A 24665-nucleotide genomic window follows, 5' to 3' on the forward strand; every position below is an offset into this window, starting at 1 on the left:
CGGTCTGGCGGGCTATGCGTTCACGAAGTCGTTCACTAACGTGCATCTGCTGTCGCAGCAACTGGAAGTCGGCATGCTGTGGATCAACCAGCCGGCCACGCCGTCGCCGGAAATGCCGTTCGGCGGCGTGAAGGATTCGGGCTACGGTTCGGAAGGTGGTCCGGAAGCGATGGAAGGCTATCTGGTCACTAAGGCGGTATCGGTGATGTCGGTTTAAGACGGACCGAGGCGGCTTACCGGCCGCCTCTTTTTACACCACCGTACCGGGTCCGCGAGCCGTCGCTCGCGGGCCTTTTTTATTGCCATGAACGACACCACCCAACGACTCATGCAACCCACGCTGACCGGCAAGACCGTGGAGCTGCGGCCGCTTCAGCGGGACCACGCGCAAGGTTTGCTCGACGCCGCCGCGGACGGGCAACTGTGGAATATGAAGCTGACCGTGGTGCCGGGACCCGGCAGCATCGACAGCTATATCGCAACGGCGCTCGAAGGCCGCGCGGCCGGCACCGTAATGCCGTTCGTGATCGTGCGGCGCGACACTGGCGCGCTGGTCGGCAGCACGCGGTTCTGGAAGATCGACCGGGTCAATCGCAAACTCGAAATCGGCCACACGTGGCTGAGCGAATCGGTGCAGCGCTCGGCGGTGAATACCGAGGCGAAGTATCTGCTGCTGTGCCACGCATTCGAAGCGATGCAATGCGTGCGCGTGCAATTCACCACCGACGAACTCAACGAGAAATCGCGCGCGGCGATTCTGCGCATCGGCGCGAAACAGGAAGGCGTGGTCCGGCACGAACGCATCATGCCGGATGGGCGTAAGCGCAACTCGGTGCGCTTTAGCATCATCGACGAGGAATGGGACGAGGTGAAGGCGATGCTGGAGGCGAAGCTGGCGCGGTAAAGCCACCAGCACGCGGCCCGCTCACGCTTCTGAACAGAGCGTAAGCGAGCCGCCTTCACCCTGCTCTACACATGCACATCCCGCTCATTCAGCGGCGGCGTGTTGGCCACCGCGAACGCATCGCGCGCATGATGCCGGCGCACCCACATCGCCGTGAGGATCGGCACCAGAATGGCGGTCACCAGGCAGGCCGTCGCGACCATCGCGGTCGCGGCCGGCACCAGCGGCTTGAAGCTCGGAATCATTTCGCCGATGATCGCCGGATTCGCCACCGCGGCCCCCGCCGTCGACGACGCCGCCAGCCCCGCCGCCCCATTGCCGCCGGCGATCCAGCGGTCCGCGAGAATCAGCGGAATGCCCGTCACGACGATCACGCCGAGACCCAGCACGATGCCCGGCAAGCCGCTCTTCGCGATCACGCTGAGGTCGATGCCGTTGCCGAGCGCAAAGCCGAAGAACGGAATCAGCGGATGCACGCAACGGCCGAAGAACTCGCGCAATTCGCCATCCAGGTTACCCAGCGTGAAGCCGACCAGAAACGGCAGCACCGCGCCGACGAACAGACGCGGTTCGAAGAACGCCACGCCGGTCGCGCCAAGAATGATCATGCTGACGAGCGGCCCCGATTCGATCGACATCAGCACGAACGCGCCCGCCTCTTCCTTGGTCCCGTATTGCTGCATCACAGCCGCGTAGAGACCGCCGTTGGTCATGTCCATCGACGTCGTGATTGCCAGCACCGAGAGGCCGGCGAAGAGCCCCGCCTTGACGCCGTCGATCGGAATGAAGTGCGACGCGATGATCGTCGCGATCCACGCCACGAGCATTTTCGTCACCAGCAGCGTGCCCGACTTGCGCAGCACCGTGCCGGTCGCCCGCAGATCGATGGTCGCGCCCATGCAGAAGAACCACACCGCCAGAATCGGCACGGTGCCGGAGATCAACCCATTGGTGAACGAGCCGAAGTACTTGCCCGCGCCCGGCGCAAACGTGTGGACGCAGGCGCCGAGCAGCAACGGCACCAACATCAGGCCGCCAGGAATGCGGTCGATGGCCTTCTTGAGCTTCATGCCTCCTCCATGGACTTCGCGTCCAGTTATTGGGTAATTCACCCTGGGTAATGTCCCCGTTCTGACGCCGGGCTGCTCCCTTTCGGCGCAATATAGCACCGTGAAAGGAACGCTGTTCCGTTTCTGTTAGAAATCTCGCTCATCGTTTACCCGTGTGATCCTCAAAAGCCTTGCTAGTCATGATGCGGCGTCGCAATATTTTCGGACCACTGTTCCGAAACGATATTTCTGCGCTACAGTCGAGCCCACGACCCCAGCGGAGAAAGAACAATGGAAGTGAGACAGGCCATCAACAGCGAATACGCGAAGACGCTGGATACCGACGGGCTGCGCAAGGCGTTTCTGGTCGATCAGGTGTTCGAGCGCGATACGCTGAAGCTGACCTATAGCCATATCGACCGGATCATCGTCGGCGGCGTGATGCCGGTGGCGCGCGCGGTCGAGGTGCCCAGTTCGCTCGGCAAGACGATCGGCGTGAGCTATCTGCTGGAGCGGCGCGAACTCGGCGCGATCAACATCGGCGGCGACGGCTGGGTCGACGTGGACGGTGCACGCTACACAGTGCGCAACGAAGAGGCGATCTACATCGGCCAAGGTGCGCAGGCCATCGCCTTCGGAAGCGACGACGCCGCACGTCCGGCGAAGTTCTATCTGAACTGCGCGCCTGCTCACACGTCGTATCCGACCCGCACGATCTCGCTCGCGCAGGCCTCGCCGCAAACTCTCGGCGACCCCGCCACGAGCAACCGCCGCACCATCTACAAGTTCATCGTTCCCGAGGTGCTGCCCACCTGCCAGCTTTCCATGGGCATGACCAAACTCGAACCCGGCAGCCTGTGGAACACCATGCCGTGCCATACGCACGAGCGCCGCATGGAGGTGTATTTCTACTTCAACGTCGCCGACGACGCCGCCGTCTTTCACATGATGGGCGAGCCGAACGAGACGCGGCACATTCTCGTGCACAACGAGCAGGCGGTGATCTCGCCGAGCTGGTCGATTCACTCGGGCGTCGGCACGCAGGCGTACACGTTCATCTGGGGCATGGTCGGTGAAAACCAGGTGTTCAGCGACATGGATCACGTCGCGGTTCGGGACTTGCGTTGATGGGCCGCTTTTTTACGCCGCTTTTTGACCTCTGCCACTACGACCGCACGACATGGGCTCGAACATCGTGAACCCCTTTGATCTCACCGGCCGCGTCGCCATCGTCACCGGCAGCAACACGGGCCTGGGCGCCGGCATGGCGGTCGCGCTCGCCGCGGCCGGTTGCGACATCGTCGGCGTAAGCCGTGCCGACGCCGGCGACACCGCAGCACGCGTCGAAGCCCGCGGACGCCGCTTCGCCGACGTGCGCGCCGATCTCGGCTCGATCGCGCCAGTCGAGGACATCGTGCGCGCCGCGGTCGAAGCCTTCGGCCGCGTCGACGTGCTGGTGAACAACGCGGGCATCATCCGCCGCGAGGACGCGCTCGATTTCACCGAAGCCGACTGGGACGCCGTGGTGGACGTCAATCTGAAAAGCCTGTTCTTTCTCTCGCAGGCCGCCGCGCGGCTGTTCGTGAAGCAGCAAAGCGGCGGCAAGATCATCAACGTCGCGTCGATGCTGTCGTTTCAAGGCGGCATCCGCGTCGCGTCCTATACGGCGTCGAAAAGCGGCGTGCTCGGACTGACGCGGCTGCTCGCGAACGAATGGGCGTCGCAAGGCATTAACGTCAATGCAATCGCGCCGGGCTACATGGCGACCGCGAATACGGCCGCGCTGCGCGACGACGCGCAGCGCAACGACGAGATTCTCAGCCGCATTCCGGCCGCCCGCTGGGGCACGCCGGACGATCTCGCGGGACCGGTGGTGTTCCTCGCGTCGTCGGCTTCGGACTACGTGCATGGGCATACACTGGCGGTGGACGGCGGCTGGCTCGCGCGCTGACTCGGCAGCGCGCGCCGGACGCGGTATGCTCTCGGCGCCTCGCCGGCGTATGCCGGCATTGCGGGAACGTCGCGGGTACAGATAGACAGGGAAGACGGAAATGGCATCAACAGGCAAACAGCGCAAGGACGACGGCACCGCACAGGCGCAAGACGCGGAGAATGCCGACTGCGGCGAGCGCGGCGAATCGGCCTCGTCGATCGGCCGCGTCTTCGCGATTCTCGGCGCGATCGGCGACAGCGGACAGATCGGCATCAGCGAACTGTCGCAACGGCTCGGCATGTCGAAGACCACCGTGCACCGCGTGATCCAGACGCTCAAGGCGCTCGGCTACGTGACGCAGGAAGTGGAAACCGAGCGCTACCGGCTGACCATCCGTCTGTTCGAACTCGGCGCGAAGGCGCTGGAAAGTGTCGATCTGGTGCGCGAGGCCGACGTCGAGATGCGCCGCATCGGTGAAGCGACGCGCGAGGCGGTGCACCTCGGCGCGTTCGACGAAGACGCCATCATCTACATTCACAAGATCGACGCCGACTACGGGCTGCGCATGCAGTCGCGCATCGGCCGGCGCAACCCGCTGCACAGCACCGCGATCGGCAAAGTCTTGCTCGCGTGGATGGACCCGGCCGACGCGCGCGAGGTGCTCTCGCACGTCGAATTCCGCAAGTCGACGCAAAAGACGCTCTCGTCCGCCGAAGCCGTGCTGAGCATCTTGCCGCACGTGCGCGAGCAAGGCTACGGCGAGGACAACGAGGAACAGGAAGAAGGTCTGCGGTGTCTCGCGGTGCCGGTGTTCGACCGCTTCGGCCGCGTGATCGCCGGCCTGTCGATTTCGTTTCCGACCATGCGCTGCGGCGCCGACACGAAGTCGCACTATGTCGCGCTGCTCAAGAAATCGGGCCTCGCGATCTCGACGCGGCTCGGTTATCGGCAAGCGCCGGCGCCGCAACAGATCGCCGCCGAGCCGGGCTGAACCACAAGCCGTCAGGCAGCCTTCGCCGCCGGATTCGGCTGCACGCTGCGCGTGAAACTGCGGCGGCCGTCCACACTCACCGGCACGTCGCCCTTCAGCGTCACGCGACGCACCACGCGGTGCGCGTCGCCATAGTCGTTGACCGCGTAGTGCTGGGTCGCGCGGTTGTCCCAGATCGCGACGTCGCCCGTCTGCCAGCGCCAGCGTACGATGTTCTCCAGACGCGTCACGTAGCCTTGCAGCAGTTCCAGCAGATGCGCCGACGCGCTCGGCGTGAGACCCACGAAGCTCTTTACGAAGTGCCCGAGAATCAGCGTCTTTTCGCCGGATTCCGGATGCACGCGCACGACCGGATGCTCGGTCTCGTAACGCGTCGACACGAACGCCTCGCGATGACGCTTGATCGCTTCAGCGTCGCGGCCACGCTCGCCGACGCTGGTGTGATTCGCGTAGTCGTAGTCGTTGCTGTGCACGGCCCAGAGCTGATCGGCGAGCGCTTTGAGCGGCGGCGGCAGATCGTCGTAGGCGGTCGCCGTGTTGGCCCAGACCGTGTCGCCGCCCACTTCGGGAATCGTCACGCCGCGCAGGATCGACGCCTGCGGATAGGCATCGACGAAGGTCACGTCCGTGTGCCATGAATTGGCGCGGCCGCCGCGATGCGAGTCGAGTTCGAGCAGATAGTCCGTGCCGTCCACCACCGGCACCGTGGGGTGCGAAACCGGCTCGCCGAACAGCTTGGCGAAGGCTTCCTGATCGGCGTCCTGCAAGTGCGTCTGGCCGCGGAAAAATATCACCTTGTGACGTACCAGCGCCGCACGAATCGCTTCGACGGTGGCCGGCTCAAGCTGGCTCGACAGGCGTACGCCGCGAATTTCCGCGCCGATGCGGCCAGTGACGGGATGAATGTCCAGTGCGTTGGACGTCGCGAGACTGAGGTTCGACATGCTATGCAACTCCTGGTGTGAGGACGATCGAGAACGAGGCGGCTCAGCGTGCCAGCCGGCGCGCGGACTGACACACAGCCGACCCAGCGATCTAACCAGTCTTGGCGGCGCGCGTAAAACACTTGTTTTTCATGTGCTTATCACACGCGACGTCGTGAGGATCGCGCATGGACGCGATGGCGCCAATATCGCCGCGATGCTGCCGCTCATGTTCGCTATCGAGGCGCGCGCATCGCGCGAACGCATGCACACGCACGGTTGCGTCCAATAAATCGTTCGACGATGCCCGTCGGTACAGCTAGTCTGCAACCGAATGTATCTGTACGGCATAGCTGCAACGATAGGCGCCACTGCACGCTTAACGGCTGCCACTACACGCGCCGTTCAACGCTCCGCAACACGCGAGACGCGCGACCACGTCGTCTTTTCCACAACGCGTTCAATGGCTTGCGCGCTCAACCGCCCGCCGAGCCCTACCTCGTCGTTGCGCCCTGACGCACGCTATTGAAGCGACGCGCGCCTTGCCGGCATGCATCGCAATCGACACGTCCTGTTACACACAAACACACCGGAAATGCCGCGGCTCAGTAGAGTTCGGGTCACAAGGAAACAGGAGCAATGTCATGAAAAGAATTTTCGCGCTGGTCATTCTGGCCGTCACGCTCGGCAGTGCATTGGGCGGTTGCATCGTGGTGCCGGAAGGCGGCTACCACAACCACTATCACGATCGCTATTGAGCGCGAGCCGCGCAAGACTTTCCACTCACCATCGTAGAAGCCGGAAATAAAACATGAACCAATCACAAAACCGCTGGCTGTCCATGGCGATTGTCGCGGGTCTCGGAATCGGCGCATCGTCGGTCGCGCTGGCCCACGTCGATGTGGGCGTGAACATCGGCATTCCGGGCGTCGCTTATGCGCCCGAACCCGTGTATGCCCCGCCGCCACCGCCGGTCTATGCGCCGGCTCCGCCGGTGGTCGTGGTGAGTCCGGGCTGGTACGGCGAGCGCTATTACGACGGCCACCGTTACTGGGAACGGCGCGAGTGGGAAGATCGACATCACGGCGGACGCGAGTGGCATGAAGCGCGTGGTCCGCACGGCGACTGGCGCGGTCACGATAACGGCTGGCATGGTCATGGCGACGACCACGGCCACGGGCACGGCGATCATTGATGCATAGGCCGCGGCCGCGTCGATGACGCGGCCGTGCCGCGCACGCATTCGCGCCACACCTTCTGTAGGAGCGACGATTTGCTACGCAGCGATCCAAGACGAGTCACCGCGCAAATCAACAACACGCTGATCTGCGCCGAATATAGCGAACAAACCGGTCAATTGTGTTTGCGTCAGGACGGCACACTGTTGCGCGAATGGTTTCCACCTCACTCGTGGATCGCGATTGCGTCAGTGGCGGGCGCGCGGCACTGGGGCACGCGGCCTAGCGATGATGATTTGCTGGCGTTGCTGCACAACGAGATGACACTGTTGCGCACGTCATAGAAGACAGAAGAAGACAATAGGATTTGCGCGCGGCGATGTGCTCGCCGCGCGTTTCGTGAATCGCTTAACGCGCGTTGCGAATCGGCGGCGAGTACGAGCTGACCGTCGTGTTGTTACTCTGACCTGCTTGCCACGAGCCAACGCTGGCTGAACCATATCCGCTATTGTCGGCTTGAGCCGCGCCTTGCTGGCTCAAGGCCTGTGCTTGCGCAGCCTGTGCGCCTTGCGATACAGGCTCGTTGGACGACTGAGCAAACGCGGCTACCGGCGCGGCAAGAACAACGGCGATAGCAACGGTTTGAATGAGCGACTTCATGAAACCACCTCCAAAGATTGTCTTTCTACGCGCTGCGGATAGGGCTGTCGTTGCAGCGGTAGCTTGAGTGTAGGTGGCCAGCGCGGCGGGATAAATCCGCCAATCCTGAATTCACTGTTGCTGCTGCCACTACAATGAAAAACGGCTGTTCAGCGATTGTTTTTTAAATTTCATTTGCTCGAAACCAGCCGTTTCCCGGACATCAATGGAGAGACTGTTCTGCCTTGCGCGCACAGTCGCGTTTTTTGCGGCGCAACAGTCGTGGGGCTAACGTGCCAGACAAACTCGGGTGCTTCACGGCGTTTGCAGCGTACCGTCTTTCAGCCGCGTTTGTGTCCACGTCGTCACGCTGTTTTCGCACGGATATTTCGCGGCCTCGGCTTCGTCGATATCGACGCCGAGACCCGGCTTGTCGTTGGCGTACACGTAACCTTGCCTGAATTCGGGCAGGCCCGGGAAGACATCGAGCAAGGCTGCCCTCGGCCCTTTCAGGTCCTGAATCACGAAGTTCGGCGGCTCGGTGCCCGACCATTCCTGCACCCCGAAATTGCGCGCGGCCAGATCGATATGAATATTCGCCGCATGCGCCAGCGGCGACATGTCGCCGGGGCCGTGCCACGCCGTCCGAACCCCGAATTGCTCGGCAAAGATCTGCAGCTTGCGTCCGGCGGTAATGCCGCCGATCTGGCTGAGATGCACGCGGATGAAGTCGATCAGGCGCTCCGTGATCATGAAGCGCCATTCATAGGGATTGTTGAACAGCTCGCCCTGTGCCAGTGGCGTGGTCGTTTTGGCGCGTAACTGGCGCATCCATTCCCCCTCCTCCAGCGCGATCGCGTCTTCGAGAAAGAACAGCTCGTACCGTTCCAGTTCGCACGCGAAGCGGATCGCTTCGACCGGCTTCAAACGTTCGTGCACGTCGTGACACAGCGCGACGTCGAAACCGATCTTGCTGCGAATGCCGTCGAACAGCTTGAGCGTATCGCGTATGTACTTCCGGCTGTCGAGATAGACGCCGTCCGCGGCGCCTTGCGGCGCGCTCGCCGGCGCCTTGCCGAAGCCGCCTCCGCCGTACCCGCCGCTCTGGCAGCGAATGTGCGTGATGCCCTGCTCGCGATACTTCTGGATGTTCTCGCACAACTCGTTCAGATCGCGGCCATCCGCGTGACGATAGATCGGCACGCCTTCGCGGCACTTGCCGCCGAACAGTTGGTATAGCGGCATGTTCGCCAGCTTGCCCTTGATGTCCCATAGCGCCATATCGACGCCGGAAATCGCGTTGTTCTCGATCGGTCCGTTGCGCCAATACGCGTTCTGATGCATCAGTTGCCACAGTTCCTCGATCGCGTCCGCGTCGCGCCCGATCAGCAGCGGCCGCAGATACTCCTCGATCAGGCACTGCACCGCGACGTGCCGGTAGGCGAACGTCGCGCATCCCAGCCCATAGAGACCGGGCTGGTTCGTTTCCACCTTGACGACGATCAGGTTGATGCCTTCCGGCGCGGTCAGGATGACTTTTACATTGGTAATCAGGGTTGCCATGTTCTATCTGCCAGGTTTCAGCCAATGAGTTCGATCGACTAGCGTTACGTGCGATGCAGCGACAGCGATGTTTCGCGCTTCGCACGTTCATCGGAACTCGCCGGCACCGTCATCATCAGGATCACGGACGACAGCAGGCCGCCCGCCATGAAAATATAGGAAGCCGCCGGGCTGCCGGTCGCGCCGTTCAGGTATCCCACCACCCATGAGCCGGCGAACGCGCCCAGCGCGCCGCACGCGTTGATCAGACCGATCGCGCCGCCCAGCACGTTGCCCGGAATCAGCTCCGGCACGAGGGCGAAGAACGGACCGTACGGTGCGTACATCGTTGCGCCCGCCACGACCAGCAGCGCGAACGAGATCCAGAAATGCGAGCCGCCGATCAGGTACGACGCCACGAACGCAATCGTGCCCACCAGCAGCAGCGGCCAGACAAACAGCTTGCGGTTGCGCGTCTTGTCCGACAGCCACGACGCGAGCAGCATCAGGATGATCGCCGCGAGATACGGAACCGCGGCGAGCCAGCCGACCGAGACGATGTCGATCGTCGACGCCGTCTTGAGGATCGACGGCAGCCACATGATGAAGCCGTACACGCCGATGCTCCACAACGCGTGAATCGCACAGAACTTCAACACGATCGACGAGCGGAACGCGGCCTTGTAGTCGCGCACTGGTGCGATATGCGCCTGCTCGGCTTTCAGGCGTGCGTCGAGTTCGGTCTTTTCGGCATCGCTCATCCACGGCGCGTCGGCCGGGCGATCCTTCACCGTGAACCACCAGACAACCGCCCACGCGAGCGCGGGCAAACCTTCGAGGATGAACATCTCGCGCCAGCCGAAGCTGCGCACCAGATAGCCGGACACCACCGACATCCACAACACCGTCACCGGATTGCCGAGAATCAGGAAGGTGTTGGCGCGCGAGCGCTCGGTCTTGGTGAACCAGCGGCTGATGTACATCAGCATCGACGGCATGACGGCCGCCTCAACCACGCCGAGCACGAAGCGCAGCACCATCAGCATCGGAATGTTGCTGACCATGCCGGTGGCCGCCGCGCACAGCCCCCAGAGAATCAGGCTAAAGAAGATCAGCTTCTTCACGCTGTTGCGTTGCGCGTAAATCGCGCCGGGCACCTGAAACAGGCAGTACCCGAGAAAGAACAGCGAACCGATCAGCGACGACGTGCCGTGCGTGATGCCGAGATCGCGATCGATGCCGGCCGCGGCGGCGAAGCCGTAGTTCGCGCGATCGAGATAGGCGAGGCTGTAGGTGATGAAGATGATGGGCATCAGATACCACCATCTTTGGGGTGCTACGGGTTTGACGCTTTCCATGATGTCTCCGGATCGGTACGGCATACTCACTATCTGGCGCGGGCGGTGTTTTGGTTGTGCTCTACCCGCGCGAATCGGTCTTTACAGTACGGCCAGCCAGCCGCCGTCCACGTAAATGATCTGGCCGTTCACGTAGCTCGAAGCCGGCGACGCCAGATACACCGCCGTGCCGACGAGTTCTTCCGGCTTGCCCCAGCGTTGCGAAGGATTGCTGTTCTTGACCCACGCATCGAACGCGGCGTTTTCGATCAGTGGCTTGTTCATGTCGGTCAGGATGTAGCCCGGACCAATGGCATTGGCCTGAATGTTCGCGGCCGCCCACTCGGCGCTCATGGCACGGGTCAGCATCTTGATGCCGCCCTTCGCCGCCGTATAGGCGCCGACCGTCGCTCGCCCGGCCTCGCTCGTCAGCGACCCGATGTTGATGATCTTGCCGCCCGTGCCGCGCGCGATCATGCGTCGCGCGGCCTGCTTCGCGACGATGAATGCGCTCGTGAGGTTGGTGTCGATCACACGCTGCCAGTCGCTCAGTTCGAGGTCGACGAGCGGTTTGCGAAACTGGATACCGGCGTTGTTGATCACGATGTCGATCTGCACACCGTCCTTGTCCCATTGCGCGAAGGCTTCGGCGACGGCGGCTTCGTCGGTCACGTCGAAGGCGCGGCCTTGTGCTTTCAAGCCTTTGGCGCTGAGCCGCTCAACGGCTTGCGCCACCGTGTCGGCGCGCGTGCCGTTCAGGATCACGCCGGCGCCGGCGGCGGCGAGGCCTTCGGCGAACGCGAAGCCGATGCCGCGCGCCGATCCGGTGATGAGCGCCGTGCGGCCGCTCAGATCGAATAACTGTGTCATGCAAGTGTCCTCTCGAGGTTCGGTAACGAGGCGCGAGTGCGCCCCTCGCGTGTCGTCATGGCAGCCGCGATAAATGAGTTGGGGATGCAACGGCGCTGCTTCTGGACGGTCCGCCTAAGAGGCCGCCCCGTGTGGTCGTGTTGCGTGGTTCAGGCGATTCGTCAGACGGGCTTCTCGCTAGCGCTGCGATCGAGCGCGGCACGGTCCTCGAAGTCCTGCTCGGCGCGCTGGATCAGCGTAAGTACGGCCTGTTCCGCCGCCACGGGATCGCCCTGCTCGATCGCCACGCACAGCGCCTCGTGCATGGGCAGCGAACGAGCCGGCCCACCCTCGATCTCCGAGCTGAGTTCGAAACTGGTACGCAGGATCGCCGACAGCGCGTTCTGCATCTGCTGGACGAACTGGTTGTGGCAGGCCGTCAGAATGGCGCCGTGAAACGCAAGGTCGGCGGGAACATATTCGCCGTGCCCGGCGACCGCGCGCTCCATCAGCTTGAACGCGCGCCGGACCGCGACGCGATCTTCCGCGGTCGCGCGTTTCGCGGCGAGCCGGGCCGCGTTCGGCTCGATGATCAAACGCAACTCCATCAGATCTTCGATGAGGCCCGGCTCGACGGCACTCGCGCGCGCCCGCCATGTGATCACGTCCGGGTCGAACAACTGCCATTGCGAACGCGGCAGCACGACGGTGCCGTAGCGGCGGCGCACCTGAAGCATGCCCTTGGCGGACAGCGACTTCATCGTCTCGCGGATGGTGATGCGGCTCACCTGCATCTGTTCGGCAAGCACGGGCTCGGCGGGAAGAATATCGCCGGGCATGAACTTGCCTGAACAGATCTGCTCGCCCATCTGGTTCAGGACCTGCCTGTGCAAAGTTGCCACGATTTACTCTCTAGATCATACGTATGATGTAGAAAGATAGTCGCAAGAACTTGAGATGGCAATGCGGGTTGACCCGCAGTGTCGGAAGGAATGGATCGAGATGCCCGAGCGGGCGGGCGGGTGGGCGACGGGTGCGGATTCTGGCGGCAAATGATCAGATCATTCGACGGTCATGGCACGCGCCGTCGATTGCTTATGGCCACAGAACCCTGCACGTACCGGATTTCTTCAAAGGAAGACATAGGCGACGATAGAACGCGTAACTATTCGCCGCCCAGATAGCCACTTAAGGAGCGACCGCCACGGAAAACGCCGGCCTTGCCTTGATCGCCTGAAGCCATCGGTTTAAGGAAGGCAACGGCGGCGGCGCCTCCAACGTCTCGGGGAAGCGCTCAGCCAGTTGCACCCAACGGTGCGCCGCGAGCCCGACGCCGATATCGGCCGCGGTAAAGCGATCTTGCGCGAGATAGTCGTGCTTTTCGAGGGCCGCGTCGGCAATGCCCAGGAGCCGCGTTGCGTCACGATATGAACGCTTGATCGCGTCGTAATCGCGTTGCGCCTCCGGCACACGCGTCAGCCCGAGGAACGCGACGCGCAACGTCGCCCACAGCGTGCCGAGTTGCCAGTCCATCCAGCGCTCGACGTCGGCACGGGCAGCCGGGTCGGACGGCAAGAGCGTCTGCGCATCATATTTCGCGGCCAGATAACGGACGATCGTGTTCGACTCCCACAACACGCACTCGCCGTCGACGAGCGTCGGCACCAGTCCATTCGGATTGAGCGCGCGATATTGCGGCGTGTCGATCACGCCGTACTCCAGTCCCGCGTCGATGCGCGAAAACTCCCGCCTCTCTTCGAAACCCAGTTCAGCGAGACACCACAGCACTTTCTGCACGTTGATCGAACTGCGCCTGCCATAGACCTGCATTGCCATACCTCGTTAGCTAGAGAACGTGGCCGATTATCACATTCACGAGACCCGCGGCGAACAGAACGATCAAGGGATTCATCTTCGGCCGCGAAAGAAAGAGGCTCAACGCGATGGCGGCAAGCGCCCAGATCGTCCACGTCGACGAAGAAGCTCGCAGCACGGAAAACGCGCCGGCGAGAATCAGCCCGGTAGCGATCGGCGCGAGGCCCTGCTCCGCCGTCCGATGCCAGGGATGCTGCTTGTGCCGCGTCCACGCCAGCGTCGCACCGTAGGCGAGCACCGAAGACGGCACGAACAGCGCGAGCGACGCAATCACCGCGCCGAGGAAGCCCGCCGCCTTCCAACCGATCAACGTCGTGAGCAATGCGCCCGGTCCGGGCGCCGCGCGCGAGATCGCGAACAGGTCGACGAATTCGGCCTGCGTCACCCAACCGTGGATCGCCACCGTCTGCTGGTTGATATCGGCGACGATACTTTGCCCGCCGCCCAACGAGAGAAGCGACAACGGCGCGAATACCGCGATCAGTTGCAGATAGATGTTATCGCGCACCTTGGCCGCTCCTCCATGCAACATACAGTCCGGCGGCCCCCGCCACGATAGCGACCGGCACGAGCGGCCAGCGCAGCACGCCGACCGCAACGAAAACCGCGACGATCATCACCAGCGGCCAGCGTTGTACCGCGAGCAGCGAGCGCGCGGTACGAAAGCCCACCGATGCGGTCATGCCGATCGCCGCCGCGGCGACACCTTCGAGAAACTCATGCAGCCACGCGAGTTGCGCGAACTGATGAAACACGGTGGCGAGCAGAACGATCACCACCATGGGCGGCACGAGCAAGGCCGACACGGCCACTGTGCTGCCGATCGCGCCTTTCATGCGGTAGCCGACATAGATCGACAGATTGATCACGTTCGAGCCTGGCAGGATCTGGCCGAGCGTCAGCGCGCCGAGGAATTCATCTTCTTCCAGCCATCCTCGTTGCGTGACCACCTCGCGGTAAATCCATGCGGACAGTCCGCCGCCGAAACTCGTCAGTCCGACCCGCGCGAACAGCAGAAGAATCTCCAGCAACGACACGTCGCTCGACTTGCGCTCGGATAGTGATTGCATGCGGGCTTTCCTTCTGCTGGTCATATCGCGGCGCAGGCAGCGACGGCTGCATGCATAAGTAAAACCCGGAAAAACGTGGGGTGGAACTCAATGCCGCTCGTTCGCCAGCCGATGCGCGGCTGCGACCTGCTCTTCTACTTCCCGCACGAGCTTCGAAGACTTTCTCCGACGGCTCCAGATCGAAGCCCCCACACTAATGGCAGCACAGCCGAGCAGACTTGCGGCAATCGGACTGCGAAGAAACACGCTCGGATCGCCATTCGAAATGGTCAACGCCTGACGGAACGACTGCTCGAGTGTATGGCCGAGAATCAGCCCGAACAGCAGCGGCGCCTTGGGAATATCGAACTTGCGAAACGCGTAACCGACAATGCCGAAGAACAGCGCAAGGAAAAGATCGAACACGTCGTTACTGAACGAATACACCCCTGCCGACGCAATCACCAGGATCAAACAGAGCAGCACGCCGGACGGCACGTACAGAATGCGCGACAGAATGCCCACGAGCGGCAGATTGAGCAGCAACAGCATGATGTTGCCGACGTACATGCTCGCGATGAGCCCCCACACGAGATCCGGTTGCGTGTGAAACAGCATGGGGCCCGGCTGCATGCCGTACATGATGAACGCGCCCATGATCACCGCCGTCGCCCCGGAACCCGGCACGCCGAGCGCCAGCAGATGCACGAACGCGCCGCACGTGTCCGCGTTGGTCGCCGCTTCCGGCGCCGCGACACCTTCAATGGCGCCGTGGCCAAACTCTTCCGGATGCTTCGAGATTTTCTTTTCCAGCACGTACGAGAGCATGGCCGCGAGCGTGCCGCCTAGGCCCGGCGCCGCGCCGCAGAGAAAGCCGACTGCCGAGCCGCGGAAGATCGCGGGCCGCGCGCGCCGCCACTCCGCGCGAGTGAACCACAGCTTGCCTTCGACACGCACCGTATGCAGCGTGCCGCCCAACGTGCCTTCGACCATCCGGCTGACTTCGGCAATCGCGAAAAGACCCACCACGACCACCAGAAAATTCACGCGATCCTGCAATTGCGTGAGACCGAGCGTAAAACGCGGCACCCCGCTTTGCAGGTCGATGCCCACGGTCGCGAGACCGAGTCCCATGAACACTGCCATCATGCCCTTGCCCAGCGAGTCGCCGGTGAGCGCACCGACCGTCGACAACGCAAAGCAGATCAGCGCGAAGTATTCAGTGGGTCCGAAATGCAGCGCGACGGCAGCGAGCGGCGCCGCCACGAACGCGAGCGCGGTCACACCCATCATGCCGGCCATGAACGAGCTGACGGCGGCAATCGCCAGCGTCGCGGCCGCTCTGCCTTTCCTCGCCAGTGGATAGCCGTCGAGCACCGTCATCACCGCTGCGGCGTCGCCCGGCGTATTGAGCAGGATCGCCGTGACCGCGCCGCCGTACATGCAGCCGTAGTAAATGCCGGTGAGCATCATGAGCGCGGAAATGGGATCCATGCCGAAGGTCACCGGAATCAGCAACGCAATCCCCGCCGACGGGCCGATGCCCGGCAAATGGCTGATCATCGTGCCGATGAAAACGCCGAAAAGCGTATACATGAGATGCATCGGCGTCGCGGCAACCGCGAGTCCGTGCAGAATGCCATGCAGACTGTCCATGATGCGAACGCCTCAGAATGGGAGAAGGCCGGTCGGCACCGGAACGCCGAGAAGCTGGGAAAACAGCAGATCGAAAACCACTGTCACGCCGAGCGCGATGGCGAGATTGGTTTTGTGGCGCTGGCGATTGAAATAGCTGAGCAAGCCAAACAGAAAGACCGAGGTCGAGAGTACATACCCGGCAGGCTCGAAACACAGGTAATAGATGGCGGTCCAGACAACCATGCTGATCAGAATGAACGGACGTTGCTTCGGCTCCGGCACGGCATGTTCCGCGTGGCCATGCTCCGCATCGGCCACTGTTGGTGCGGGAACCGGTTCGGCCGCTTGCGCATGCGCCTTGCCGCGCCCTTCGAGTAGAAGGACGAGCGCCGAGGCGATCAATCCCACGCCGACGAGAGCCGGAAACGCTTTAGGCCCGAGCGGATCGCTCAGCCGGACTTCCGGCAAACGCATGTCCATGTACAGGTACACGGCGGCGAGCGCCATCACGCAGAATGCGAGCCATACGTCGCTTCTGATGCTTTTCATGTCTCCTCCAGAGTTCGACTCCGTTGGTGGTCGCCAAACGCAGCGACCACCGACGGTTCGCACAGTCCGCGCGGACTCGCGTAGTCGTGCTCGTTGATCCGCGTGCGCGCCATGCCGCGCATGCCGCGCGCGCCGCTTGCGCCGGGTTGCCCCCGTGCGCCACTACTGTCAGCAACGACAGCGCCGCATCACTTCTCGTTGTAGCGGCCCGGCTTCACCACTTCGGCGATCGTGCCGTCCGGTGCGCGAAACTTGAGTGCGCCCTCGCCCTTTGCCGAGAGAATCTCGCCGCCGTACTGCTTGATCTTCTCGGCAGCGGCTTCCTGGTCGTCGACCGTGACGCCCCAGTGGTGCAGACGCGGACCGGCGCCCGCGATCTGCGCTTCGTGCGAGTCTTCGCTGTCGTACTTCATCAGCGTAAAGTCGATGTGACCATCGGTCATGTGACGCGAAATGTGTTCGCGGTTGCGCCCGGTCTTCACTTCCTTGAAGCCGAACACTTCGGTATAGAAACGCGTGGCCTGCTCGAGGTCGTCGACCTTGACTGCGAGGTGAACGATGCGTGACATATGGATCTCCATGTCGATAGGTACTGCGGGTTAAAAGAAAAATTCGCTACTTCGCGATACCAAGCTCGCCAAGCAGAGGGGTCAGGCGATTGCGCTCGCCCTGAAGGAAAGCACGCGTCTGAGTGCTGTTCTTGTAGTCGGCGGTCCACAGATTGCGCTTCACGGCTGCAGCCCATTCCGGTGACGCAGTGGCCTTTTGCAATACGTTGTCCCACCATGCTATTTCGGCAGGCGTCATGTTCTTCGGACCGACCAGCACGCGCCAGGTCGTGAAGTCCACATTGATGCCCTGCTCTTTCCACGTCGGCACGTTCGCCAGTTCGCTGCCTTGACGCGTGCCGCCGGGAATCGCGATCATGCGCACGCTGCCCGACTTGCTCGGTCCGAGCACCACGCCGGCGGGCGTCGCAGCCGCGGTCACGTGGCCGCCCATCAGCGCCGTCAATGCTTCACCGCCTGAATCGAAGAACACGACTTTGATCTTCTTCGGATCCTGGCCGGCGCCCTTCATGACCAGCGCCGCGGCATCGTGACTCTGGCCGCCGGGCGAACTCGACACGCCCAGCGTCACGCTGGTCGGGTCTTTCTTGAGCATCTGCACGAGATCGTTGCCCGATTTGATCGGCGAATTGCCCGGCACCGAGAACACGACCTGTTCGGTGACGAATACGGCAAGCGGCGTCACGTCGTCGATGCCTACCGTGGAAAGGCCCGTGATCCGGTTGGTGATCAGCGGCAGCGCCTGAACCGTGACGAAATGGCCGTCGGCTTCGTGTGAATTGATGTACGCGATACTGACGGTGCCGCCACCGCCCGGACGGTTGATGACCGTTACCGGTTTGGTCGAGAGCTTCTCCTGCTGAATCACGCTCTGCAGCGTGCGCGCGACCAGGTCGAGTCCTCCACCCGGCGCGCTCGGCACCACGATCTCGACCGGCCGTCGAGGCTGCCATGCGTCCGCGGCATTCGCGAGCGTCGCGCACGCTGCAAGCAACGCAACACAGATGCCACGCGCGACACTCGATGTCTCAAGCCTCCTCCTCATCACTTCGTCTCCTGTTTATGGTGCTCTATGACGGTTTAAAAATTGAATGCGTCGAAGGTGCTGGCGGCGAAGAGTCTCTCCATCGGCACCTCGTCCTGGATCAGGCCGTCGCTTTTCGCATAGCGCTGCAACGTGTCGAGGTCGGTACGGTTCTCTTTCAGACCGTAGCGCCAGTAGTCATCGCCCATCAGTGATTTGACGCACTCGTATTCGGATGTGATCCACGGATGCATTACGCGCAGCGTGTCGGTGATCGCGAGTTCGCCGAGCGCGATATCGCGCGACTTCCTGAACGCGGCAAACACATTGACCGGCAACCACGGATGCTGTTCGACGAGCGAGCCGCGAATGCCGACCATGTGCATGGGCGGGAACAGCCGTGTTTTGCGGAACCACGCTTCCTCGTTTTCGCGGAAAGCGGGAAAAAGGCGCTGCACGTGTTCATTGCGGCCGAAGCACGATGGTGGTTTCGGCGCGATCAGCGCGTCGATCTCGCCTTTGTCGAGCAGGCGCGCGAGTGTCTGGTCCGAGGCGATCGGTTCCACCTGGATAGCGGACGGCAGGTTGTACGGCACCCGCGCCTCGCGGCCAGCCTGCTCGAGGCCGCCGATCACCCACTTCACGTCGCGGCTGCTCACACCGTATTCATCGGCGAGCATGCCGCGCACCCAGATGCCCGCCGTCTGCTGAAAGTCGGGCACGCCGATGCGGCGGCCCTTTAGCGCTTGCGGAGAATCAATGCCGCGATCGGTACGGATATAGATCGCCGAATGGCGGAACGACCGTGACAGAAACACCGGCATGCCGATGTAACTGGTTTGCCCACGAGCGGTGGTCAAAAGATGCGTGCCCAGCGACAGTTCCGAGATATCGAATTCGCCGTGGCGGAACGCACGTTGAAAGAGTTCTTCGGCAGGCCCATTCACGAAGTTGACCTTGCATCCGTCGATCGCGACCTTTCCGTCGATCAGCGCACGTGTGCGGTCGGTAATCTGACAAGCCAGCGATAGTTCAAGCATAGAAGTAAAGCGCCGTAGGCTGGTATAGAAACTGGGGAAGAGTGCTCAAAAATAAATCTGAAATACGCTTACGTCTTTCGTAGTGCAAACTAATACTGCTGCGCCCGACTCGACGTTGGGTGCCCATCAATCCGCGCTCGTTAAACGCGGAGGTGCTTCGGTTTTTCTGGTAACCGGCCTGGTCAGGCGATCTGATCCGTGGCCGGCGGCGCTGCAGCTTCCTCGCCGGATTTCACCATGCCGTCCAACGCGACAAGCATGCGCTCCTTGCCCTTCGACACGTGACTGAAACTCATCTCGTAGCTCAGGCTCGCGTTGCGCGATTTGAGCGCATTGACGATTTCGCGGTGCTCTTCATTCGACTGAAGCAGCGCGCCGCGCTGAACCATTCCATGCACCCGGAACAGATGAAATTCCTTGACGAAGCCGCGATAGAGCTTGATCAATCGCGAGTTCCCCGTTGATCGCACGATGTAGTCGTGGAACTCGAGGTTCAACGGATCGAATCGCGAAAAATCGCCTTTCTGCGCGGCTTCCTGCATCTCGTCGACATACGCGTCGAGCTGGGTTGCCATGTCGTCCGTCAAGAGCGGCGCGAGCAACGACGCCGACAATGCCGTGAGGCCTGCGCGCAGATCGTAGACTTCGATTGCATCGTCTCGCGTGACGCGCTGAATGAATACGCCGCGCTGCGGGATCAGATACACGAGGCCCAGTTCAGCCAGCGCGCGACATGCCTCACGCACAGGCCCGCGGCTCACCGAAAGCTTGTCCGCGACGGCCTTCTCATTGAGCCGCTGTCCCGGCTTCAACTCGCCGCTCAGAATCATTCGCTCGATCTCGTGCTGCACGACACCGGTCAGCGTATGCGCCCGGAAATCAGCTAGAGAGACGGTAGGGGAGATGTGATCAGTGTCCATGAAAACGAGTCTAGGTGGCGCCCTGAAAAATGTCAACACTTTACTTTTCACGATCTCATCCTTGCGGAACGCCCGTGCGGCGGGCCTGACGCGCCTGCCATCTCACTGACATTTTCACGTCAGACCAACCTGAAACCCGCCGACGTGCTTCTGCCCTCCCCCTCAAAACCGATGCCGCATCCCGATCCGGAAAGCCAACTGGTTTTGCGCGTCGCTGCCCGAGTTGCCGAAGTAACTCGTCGTTTTGCCGATCATCGCCTGAACCGGCACGCCGTCATTCGTTCCGGACGCTTTCTGGTAAATCGCCAGCGCATAAACGCTGGTGCGCTTGCTCAGCGAATACTCGACACTGCTGTTGATCTGGTTCCACGTGCCCGTGGCGGATCCTCGAACCTGCGTGCGCGTGTAGCCCAGCGCGGCCACCAGCGGCGCATTGACCTGATACACCACGCCGCCTTCGTAGATGTTGAGCGTCGCGGCGCTGTGGTCCAGGTTCTCGAGCCGCGTGTTGGTCCATAGCGCGTAACCGAGCACCGAGCCGAACTGATATTTGGCGCCGATGCCGAGGGTTCGCAGATCACGCTCGCCGAGCGGGTCCAGATTGGCGAGCGTCAGCTTGAGCGGCGGCACTTCCTGCAATGGATACGTGATGTCGGTATAGGCAAAGGCCATGCTGAACGGCCCGTTGCGATAGTCGACGCCGAAGCTGTACGTCCGCGACGAACCGCCGTTGCCGTTGTCGCCGTTCGAACCGCCGAACTCGCCCGCCGCATTGGAAAAACCGTACATCGCGCCGACTTTGAAGCCGTACAACCGCACGCTGTCGAACTTCACCGAATTGTTGATCCGCACCGACGTCAGCAGATCGAGCGTGTCGATGTGATATTCATAAGCATCGCCGGCCGTCAGGCCGCCGGTCGAATACCGGTTCAGATAGTCGTGCGAGAACGGATACTGGCGCCCCATCGTGAATGCGCCCACGCCGCTTTTGGATATACCGACGAAAGCCTGCCGGCCGAACAGCGCGCCGCCCTGGCTGAGCGTACCGTCGCCCAGACCGAAACCATTTTCCAATGTGAACACGGCCTTGTAACCGCCGCCCAGGTCTTCGGCACCCTTCAAACCCCAGCGGTTGCCACCGTTGATGCCGTCGTCGAACTTGACGAGACTGGAGCTGCCGCCGGACGCGTTCTCCGCATGATTGACGTAGCTGATGCCGGCGTCGATCAATCCATAAAGAGTCACGCTGCTCTGCGCGTGGGCCGCGCCAGCCAACCCTCCTATTGCTACGGCACACATCAGCTTCTGAGCCTTGTGGGTGTTCACTTAAGTCTCCTAATTTTTATATCAGATTGAAAGGAATTCCTCGCTTCGGGTTTCGGCCTCAACCGGCGCCCTCGAACTTCCACCTTCAACTGCCTTACAGCCGAATTCCGCACTTGCCTGCTCCGGCGACGCAACCTGCCGTGAGAGCCGGTTCCGCTGGTGCGTCACAACTTGAAACGGAGTGTCGAAGGTTTTATGATAAATGTCAACATTTTACACGCCTATGGTTTTCCTGACGCACAGCATCGATATGGCTTACTGCGGAATAGATTTCGGCACCTCAAATTCAGCCGTGGCGGTCCCTGACGGCCACCGCATCGCACTCGCATCCGTCGAAAAAGGCGCGACCACCCTGCCGACGGCCATCTTCTTCAACCATGACGAACGGGTTCACGTATTCGGACGCGCCGCGCTGGCGGCCTACGTCGACGGTTTCGACGGCCGCCTGATGCGCGCCATCAAAAGCATTCTCGGGACGGGCATTGCGGAATCCAGCACGGCCTTGGGCGATGGATCGGCAATCCCGTATCTCGACGTGATCGCGATGTTCATCGGCCATCTGAAGGGCTGCGCGCAAACGCTGCTCGGCGCGCCAATCGATCAGGCCGTGCTCGGGCGCCCGGTGTTCTTCGTCGACGACGACCCCGCTGCCGATGCCCGCGCGCAACGGCAGCTCGAAGCGGCCGCCCGCTCGGTGGGTTTTCGCGACGTCGAGTTCCAGTACGAGCCGCTTGCCGCCGCCTTCGACTACGAATCGCGGCTCGGAGAAGAAAAAATCGTGCTGGTCGCCGATATCGGCGGAGGCACCTCGGATTTCTCAATGGTGCGGGTGGGTCCGCAGCGAATGTCGAGGGTGGATCGCAAGGAAGATGTGCTCGCGCATCACGGCGTGCATGTCGCCGGAACGGACGTGGATCGGCGGGTCGAATTGGCGGCCATTCTGCGAGAGGCCGGGTATCGCAGTCTGGACACCGAAGGACGCGAAATACCGAATCGCGCCTACTTCGATCTGGAGACCTGGCATCTATCAACTCGCTCTACACGCCTAAACGAGAAACCGAGCTTCGGCTCATGCGCCATCTGTATCGAAACCCGGTTCATCATGACCGGCTGATGCGGGTGGTGGACCGGCGGCTCGGCCATGCGCTCGCCGCGAGTGCGGAACGGGCAAAGATTGCGATTGCGGCCGGGGGCGACACGCTCATCGAGATCGACCCGATCGAGCCGGACCTGAGCGTCGCTTTCGATGAACAGCAACTCGTCGAAGCCATGCGCGAAGAAAGAACGCGGATCGTTCACGCCGCGCGGGAAACTGCGCGGCTGGCCGGCATCGCTGCGGGCAAAGTCGACGCCGTGTATTTCACCGGCGGTTCGACGGGGCTCGCGTCGTTGACGCGCGCGATTGCGGGTGCGTTTGTTTGCGCAAGCCGAACTCGTGTTCGGCGACCCGCTAGCGAGCGTGGCTACCGGCCTCGGCATCCACGCAAAACGGGTGTTCGGTTAGCTGGAGATTCGTGACGGCGGTGTTACCCCGCGGTGCCCGCTCCAATCAATTCCCGATGCAACGCCATGAATTCGTGGGCGAGCTTGTGACGCGGATCGAAGTGAATCATCGGCTTCGCGTACTGATGCGACTCGCGAATCTTCACGGACGTCGACAAACGCGACTCCAGCACAGGCAAGCCCTCGCTGATCAGTTCCTCGACCAGTTGAAGCGGCAGACTCGCGCGCGGTTGAAACTGGTTGATCACGATTCCCTCGACTTCGAGCCCGGCGTTGTGATCCTGCTGAATCTCCTTGACGTTGTCGAGCAGCGTGTACAAGGCGCGGCGGGAAAAGTCGTCACAGTCGAACGGAATCAGGCAGCGTTCGACCGCGATCAGCGCGGAACGCGTGTAGAAATTCAACGCCGGCGGAGTGTCGATGTAGATCGCGTCGTACTCATCCAGTTCGTTCAACGCGTCACGCAGCTTGTAGATCTTGTAGCGCGATTCGAGCTTGCCGTGCAGCGTGTCGAGATCCGGATGGGAGGGCATCACGTCGAGGTTCTCGAACGGCGTGGGGTGAATGAAGGTCGAGACCGGCGTCGGCCTGAAACTGAAACTCAAGGCCGTTTCGAAGAAGTCCGCGACGTTGGGCTTGAGATCGCTGGCCTGCTTGCCAAGAAGATACTGGCTGGAGTTACCTTGCGGGTCGAGATCGATGACCAGCGTACGCAGGTTCTCGCTGGCGTTGATGGCCGCCAGGTTGCATACGATGGTCGATTTGCCCACACCGCCCTTCTGGTTGAATATGACACGCCGCATGGACCTCTGCCCCTTATTTGAAGAACGCACCAAAGGCACAGCTTACCCTGGCAAAATGACAGCGCGAGGTGCGGCCTTATGAATAGTTCTCGAAGCCCTTCACCTGCGTCCAATCGGGCCATGCCGGGGCGATACGTTCTGGGTCATGGCGATAGTCCGGAATTGAGTTGATGCGCATCGGGGTTAGCGCGCTTGTCGACTGACCGGCTTCTCGCCGAGCGGCCGCAGCCTCGACAGGTACGCATCCACCAGCGCGATGAGTTCCCGTCGCAAGACGGGCGACGCAAGCTGCCCCTGCCGTGCCGCTTCGTGGACGGCGCCAGCAAGGGCGCCTGCGAGCACTCGCGCACCCACGCAGCCGCGTTCGGCAACGCCGCGAACGTTGGCCCTGAACAGCGTTTCGTACGCCTTTGTGCATTCCACATCGAAGCGATCGTGAGCGCTACGCGAATCCTCGCCGCGCGGGCTCTCTTCCAGCAGCACGCGGTGTGCCGCCGGATGCCGGCTGTGTACCGCGATCATCCCGTCGACGAGCACCGTGATGCGTTTCACGCGCGGGGTTTCGAGGTTCGCCGCGGCATGCAGCACTGCGAGCACATCGTCGAAGTGCCGGCGACGCACGGCTTCGATCAGCGCCAGCTTGTTCGGGAAGTACTGATACAGCGATCCGATGCTCGCGCCCGCCGCTTCCGCTACGCCGTTAGTGGTAAGCCCTTCCCAGCCGCGCTCGCCGAGAATGTGAGCCGCCGCGTCGAGAATGGCGTCGATGGTGGCCCGCGAACGCGCTTGCTGCGGCGCTTTGCGCATCGCGCCGCGTGGCGCGGCAATGCGAGTAGCCAAGTGTGACTCCTGAATGGGAATATGAGCAATATGCTCGCATTCCCGGCGCGGGTCCAGAGGTTCGCCGGGCACGCGGATCTTCTGGAGAAAAAACGATGGCCGTGATCGGACATGGCGAGTTTTATCGCCAGCGGGCTAGCCGTCTTTCAGCGCGATCAGATCGTCACTGAAAGGCGCCGCCATA

At 62.2% G+C, this 24665-nt stretch carries 26 protein-coding genes and 1 pseudogene; 8 read left to right on the forward strand and 19 right to left on the reverse strand.

What is annotated here, in order from left to right:
• On the forward strand, positions 1 to 217 hold a 217-nt coding region (locus P0D80_RS32095; RefSeq protein ID WP_408289955.1), incomplete at its 5' end, for an aldehyde dehydrogenase family protein.
• Positions 218 to 304: 87 nt separating this feature from the next.
• Positions 305 to 904, forward strand: a complete 600-nt coding sequence (locus P0D80_RS32100; protein WP_408289957.1) for a GNAT family N-acetyltransferase — start codon at positions 305 to 307, stop codon at positions 902 to 904.
• Positions 905 to 969: 65 nt separating this feature from the next.
• Here P0D80_RS32100 and kdgT read toward each other — a convergent pair whose 3' ends face one another.
• Positions 970 to 1974 carry a 2-keto-3-deoxygluconate transporter gene (kdgT, locus tag P0D80_RS32105; protein ID WP_408289959.1) on the reverse strand — a complete coding sequence of 335 codons (1005 nt, stop codon included), beginning with the start codon at positions 1972 to 1974 and terminating at the stop codon, positions 970 to 972.
• A gap of 270 nt (positions 1975 to 2244) precedes the next feature.
• Between kdgT and kduI the strand changes: the two genes are divergently transcribed.
• The 3 genes from kduI (at position 2245) to kdgR (ending at position 4877) form a co-directional block, all read left to right on the forward strand.
• Positions 2245 to 3081, forward strand: coding sequence for a 5-dehydro-4-deoxy-D-glucuronate isomerase (kduI, locus tag P0D80_RS32110; protein ID WP_408289961.1), 837 nt, complete (start codon positions 2245 to 2247; stop codon positions 3079 to 3081).
• Between the two features lie 52 nt (positions 3082 to 3133).
• Positions 3134 to 3904, forward strand: a complete 771-nt coding sequence (gene kduD, locus P0D80_RS32115) for a 2-dehydro-3-deoxy-D-gluconate 5-dehydrogenase KduD (protein WP_408289963.1) — start codon at positions 3134 to 3136, stop codon at positions 3902 to 3904.
• A 100-nt stretch (positions 3905 to 4004) separates the two neighbouring features.
• Complete coding sequence (gene kdgR / locus P0D80_RS32120) at positions 4005 to 4877, forward strand: DNA-binding transcriptional regulator KdgR (protein WP_132374282.1); 873 nt, start codon at positions 4005 to 4007, stop codon at positions 4875 to 4877.
• 11 nt (positions 4878 to 4888) lie between these two features.
• On the opposite strand, the gene P0D80_RS32125 is transcribed toward kdgR, so the two are convergent.
• Positions 4889 to 5821, reverse strand: coding sequence for a TauD/TfdA dioxygenase family protein (locus P0D80_RS32125; RefSeq protein ID WP_132374281.1), 933 nt, complete (start codon positions 5819 to 5821; stop codon positions 4889 to 4891).
• A gap of 790 nt (positions 5822 to 6611) precedes the next feature.
• Here P0D80_RS32125 and P0D80_RS32130 point away from each other — a divergent pair.
• Positions 6612 to 6995 carry a hypothetical protein gene (locus P0D80_RS32130; RefSeq protein WP_132374280.1) on the forward strand — a complete coding sequence of 128 codons (384 nt, stop codon included), beginning with the start codon at positions 6612 to 6614 and terminating at the stop codon, positions 6993 to 6995.
• A gap of 78 nt (positions 6996 to 7073) precedes the next feature.
• Entirely contained in the window at positions 7074 to 7322 is a 249-nt protein-coding gene (locus P0D80_RS32135) for a hypothetical protein (protein ID WP_132374279.1), read from the forward strand.
• 64 nt (positions 7323 to 7386) lie between these two features.
• On the opposite strand, the gene P0D80_RS32140 is transcribed toward P0D80_RS32135, so the two are convergent.
• The 15 genes from P0D80_RS32140 to P0D80_RS32210 form a co-directional block, all read right to left on the reverse strand.
• On the reverse strand, positions 7387 to 7638 hold the full coding sequence (locus P0D80_RS32140) for a hypothetical protein (RefSeq protein ID WP_408180719.1): 252 nt from the start codon (positions 7636 to 7638) through the stop codon (positions 7387 to 7389).
• 294 nt (positions 7639 to 7932) lie between these two features.
• Positions 7933 to 9180 (reverse strand): enolase C-terminal domain-like protein, encoded by a 1248-nt coding sequence (locus P0D80_RS32145; protein ID WP_408289967.1) that lies wholly within the window; start codon positions 9178 to 9180, stop codon positions 7933 to 7935.
• A 44-nt stretch (positions 9181 to 9224) separates the two neighbouring features.
• On the reverse strand, positions 9225 to 10517 hold the full coding sequence (locus tag P0D80_RS32150) for an MFS transporter (RefSeq protein WP_408180721.1): 1293 nt from the start codon (positions 10515 to 10517) through the stop codon (positions 9225 to 9227).
• A gap of 81 nt (positions 10518 to 10598) precedes the next feature.
• Complete coding sequence (locus P0D80_RS32155) at positions 10599 to 11366, reverse strand: SDR family oxidoreductase (protein ID WP_132374275.1); 768 nt, start codon at positions 11364 to 11366, stop codon at positions 10599 to 10601.
• Between the two features lie 161 nt (positions 11367 to 11527).
• Complete coding sequence (locus tag P0D80_RS32160; protein ID WP_408289970.1) at positions 11528 to 12247, reverse strand: FadR/GntR family transcriptional regulator; 720 nt, start codon at positions 12245 to 12247, stop codon at positions 11528 to 11530.
• A 286-nt stretch (positions 12248 to 12533) separates the two neighbouring features.
• Positions 12534 to 13175 (reverse strand): glutathione S-transferase family protein, encoded by a 642-nt coding sequence (locus tag P0D80_RS32165; RefSeq protein ID WP_408289972.1) that lies wholly within the window; start codon positions 13173 to 13175, stop codon positions 12534 to 12536.
• 16 nt (positions 13176 to 13191) lie between these two features.
• A complete protein-coding gene (locus P0D80_RS32170) occupies positions 13192 to 13728 on the reverse strand; it encodes a chromate transporter (RefSeq protein WP_132374272.1) in 537 nt (178 codons plus the stop codon).
• The gene (locus P0D80_RS32175; RefSeq protein WP_408180723.1) at positions 13718 to 14290 is read right to left on the reverse strand and encodes a chromate transporter; all 573 of its coding nucleotides are present in this window, start codon (positions 14288 to 14290) and stop codon (positions 13718 to 13720) included. The genes P0D80_RS32170 and P0D80_RS32175 overlap by 11 nt, the downstream gene beginning before the upstream one ends.
• An 87-nt stretch (positions 14291 to 14377) precedes the next feature.
• On the reverse strand, positions 14378 to 15925 hold the full coding sequence (locus P0D80_RS32180) for a tripartite tricarboxylate transporter permease (RefSeq protein WP_408289975.1): 1548 nt from the start codon (positions 15923 to 15925) through the stop codon (positions 14378 to 14380).
• Positions 15926 to 15937: 12 nt separating this feature from the next.
• On the reverse strand, positions 15938 to 16456 hold the full coding sequence (locus P0D80_RS32185; protein ID WP_408289977.1) for a tripartite tricarboxylate transporter TctB family protein: 519 nt from the start codon (positions 16454 to 16456) through the stop codon (positions 15938 to 15940).
• Between the two features lie 188 nt (positions 16457 to 16644).
• The gene (locus P0D80_RS32190; RefSeq protein ID WP_132374268.1) at positions 16645 to 17025 is read right to left on the reverse strand and encodes a VOC family protein; all 381 of its coding nucleotides are present in this window, start codon (positions 17023 to 17025) and stop codon (positions 16645 to 16647) included.
• A gap of 46 nt (positions 17026 to 17071) precedes the next feature.
• Positions 17072 to 18070, reverse strand: coding sequence for a tripartite tricarboxylate transporter substrate binding protein (locus P0D80_RS32195; protein WP_408289980.1), 999 nt, complete (start codon positions 18068 to 18070; stop codon positions 17072 to 17074).
• Between the two features lie 35 nt (positions 18071 to 18105).
• Positions 18106 to 19089, reverse strand: a complete 984-nt coding sequence (locus tag P0D80_RS32200; protein ID WP_408289982.1) for a substrate-binding domain-containing protein — start codon at positions 19087 to 19089, stop codon at positions 18106 to 18108.
• A 182-nt stretch (positions 19090 to 19271) separates the two neighbouring features.
• Positions 19272 to 20009, reverse strand: a complete 738-nt coding sequence (locus P0D80_RS32205; RefSeq protein ID WP_408180728.1) for a GntR family transcriptional regulator — start codon at positions 20007 to 20009, stop codon at positions 19272 to 19274.
• Between the two features lie 162 nt (positions 20010 to 20171).
• A complete protein-coding gene (locus P0D80_RS32210) occupies positions 20172 to 21308 on the reverse strand; it encodes a porin (protein ID WP_342960346.1) in 1137 nt (378 codons plus the stop codon).
• A 277-nt stretch (positions 21309 to 21585) separates the two neighbouring features.
• Here P0D80_RS32210 and P0D80_RS32215 point away from each other — a divergent pair.
• Positions 21586 to 22839, forward strand: a pseudogene (locus tag P0D80_RS32215) (Hsp70 family protein).
• Between the two features lie 22 nt (positions 22840 to 22861).
• Here the strand turns inward: P0D80_RS32215 and P0D80_RS32220 are convergent.
• Together P0D80_RS32220 and P0D80_RS32225 are read right to left on the reverse strand one after the other, a co-directional pair.
• Positions 22862 to 23641 carry a ParA family protein gene (locus P0D80_RS32220; protein ID WP_408289985.1) on the reverse strand — a complete coding sequence of 260 codons (780 nt, stop codon included), beginning with the start codon at positions 23639 to 23641 and terminating at the stop codon, positions 22862 to 22864.
• Positions 23642 to 23824: 183 nt separating this feature from the next.
• Positions 23825 to 24481, reverse strand: a complete 657-nt coding sequence (locus P0D80_RS32225) for a TetR/AcrR family transcriptional regulator (RefSeq protein WP_408289987.1) — start codon at positions 24479 to 24481, stop codon at positions 23825 to 23827.
• Positions 24482 to 24665: the final 184 nt, after the last annotated feature.

This window comes from Paraburkholderia sp. RL17-373-BIF-A (genome assembly GCF_046030175.1).
GTDB lineage: Bacteria > Pseudomonadota > Gammaproteobacteria > Burkholderiales > Burkholderiaceae > Paraburkholderia.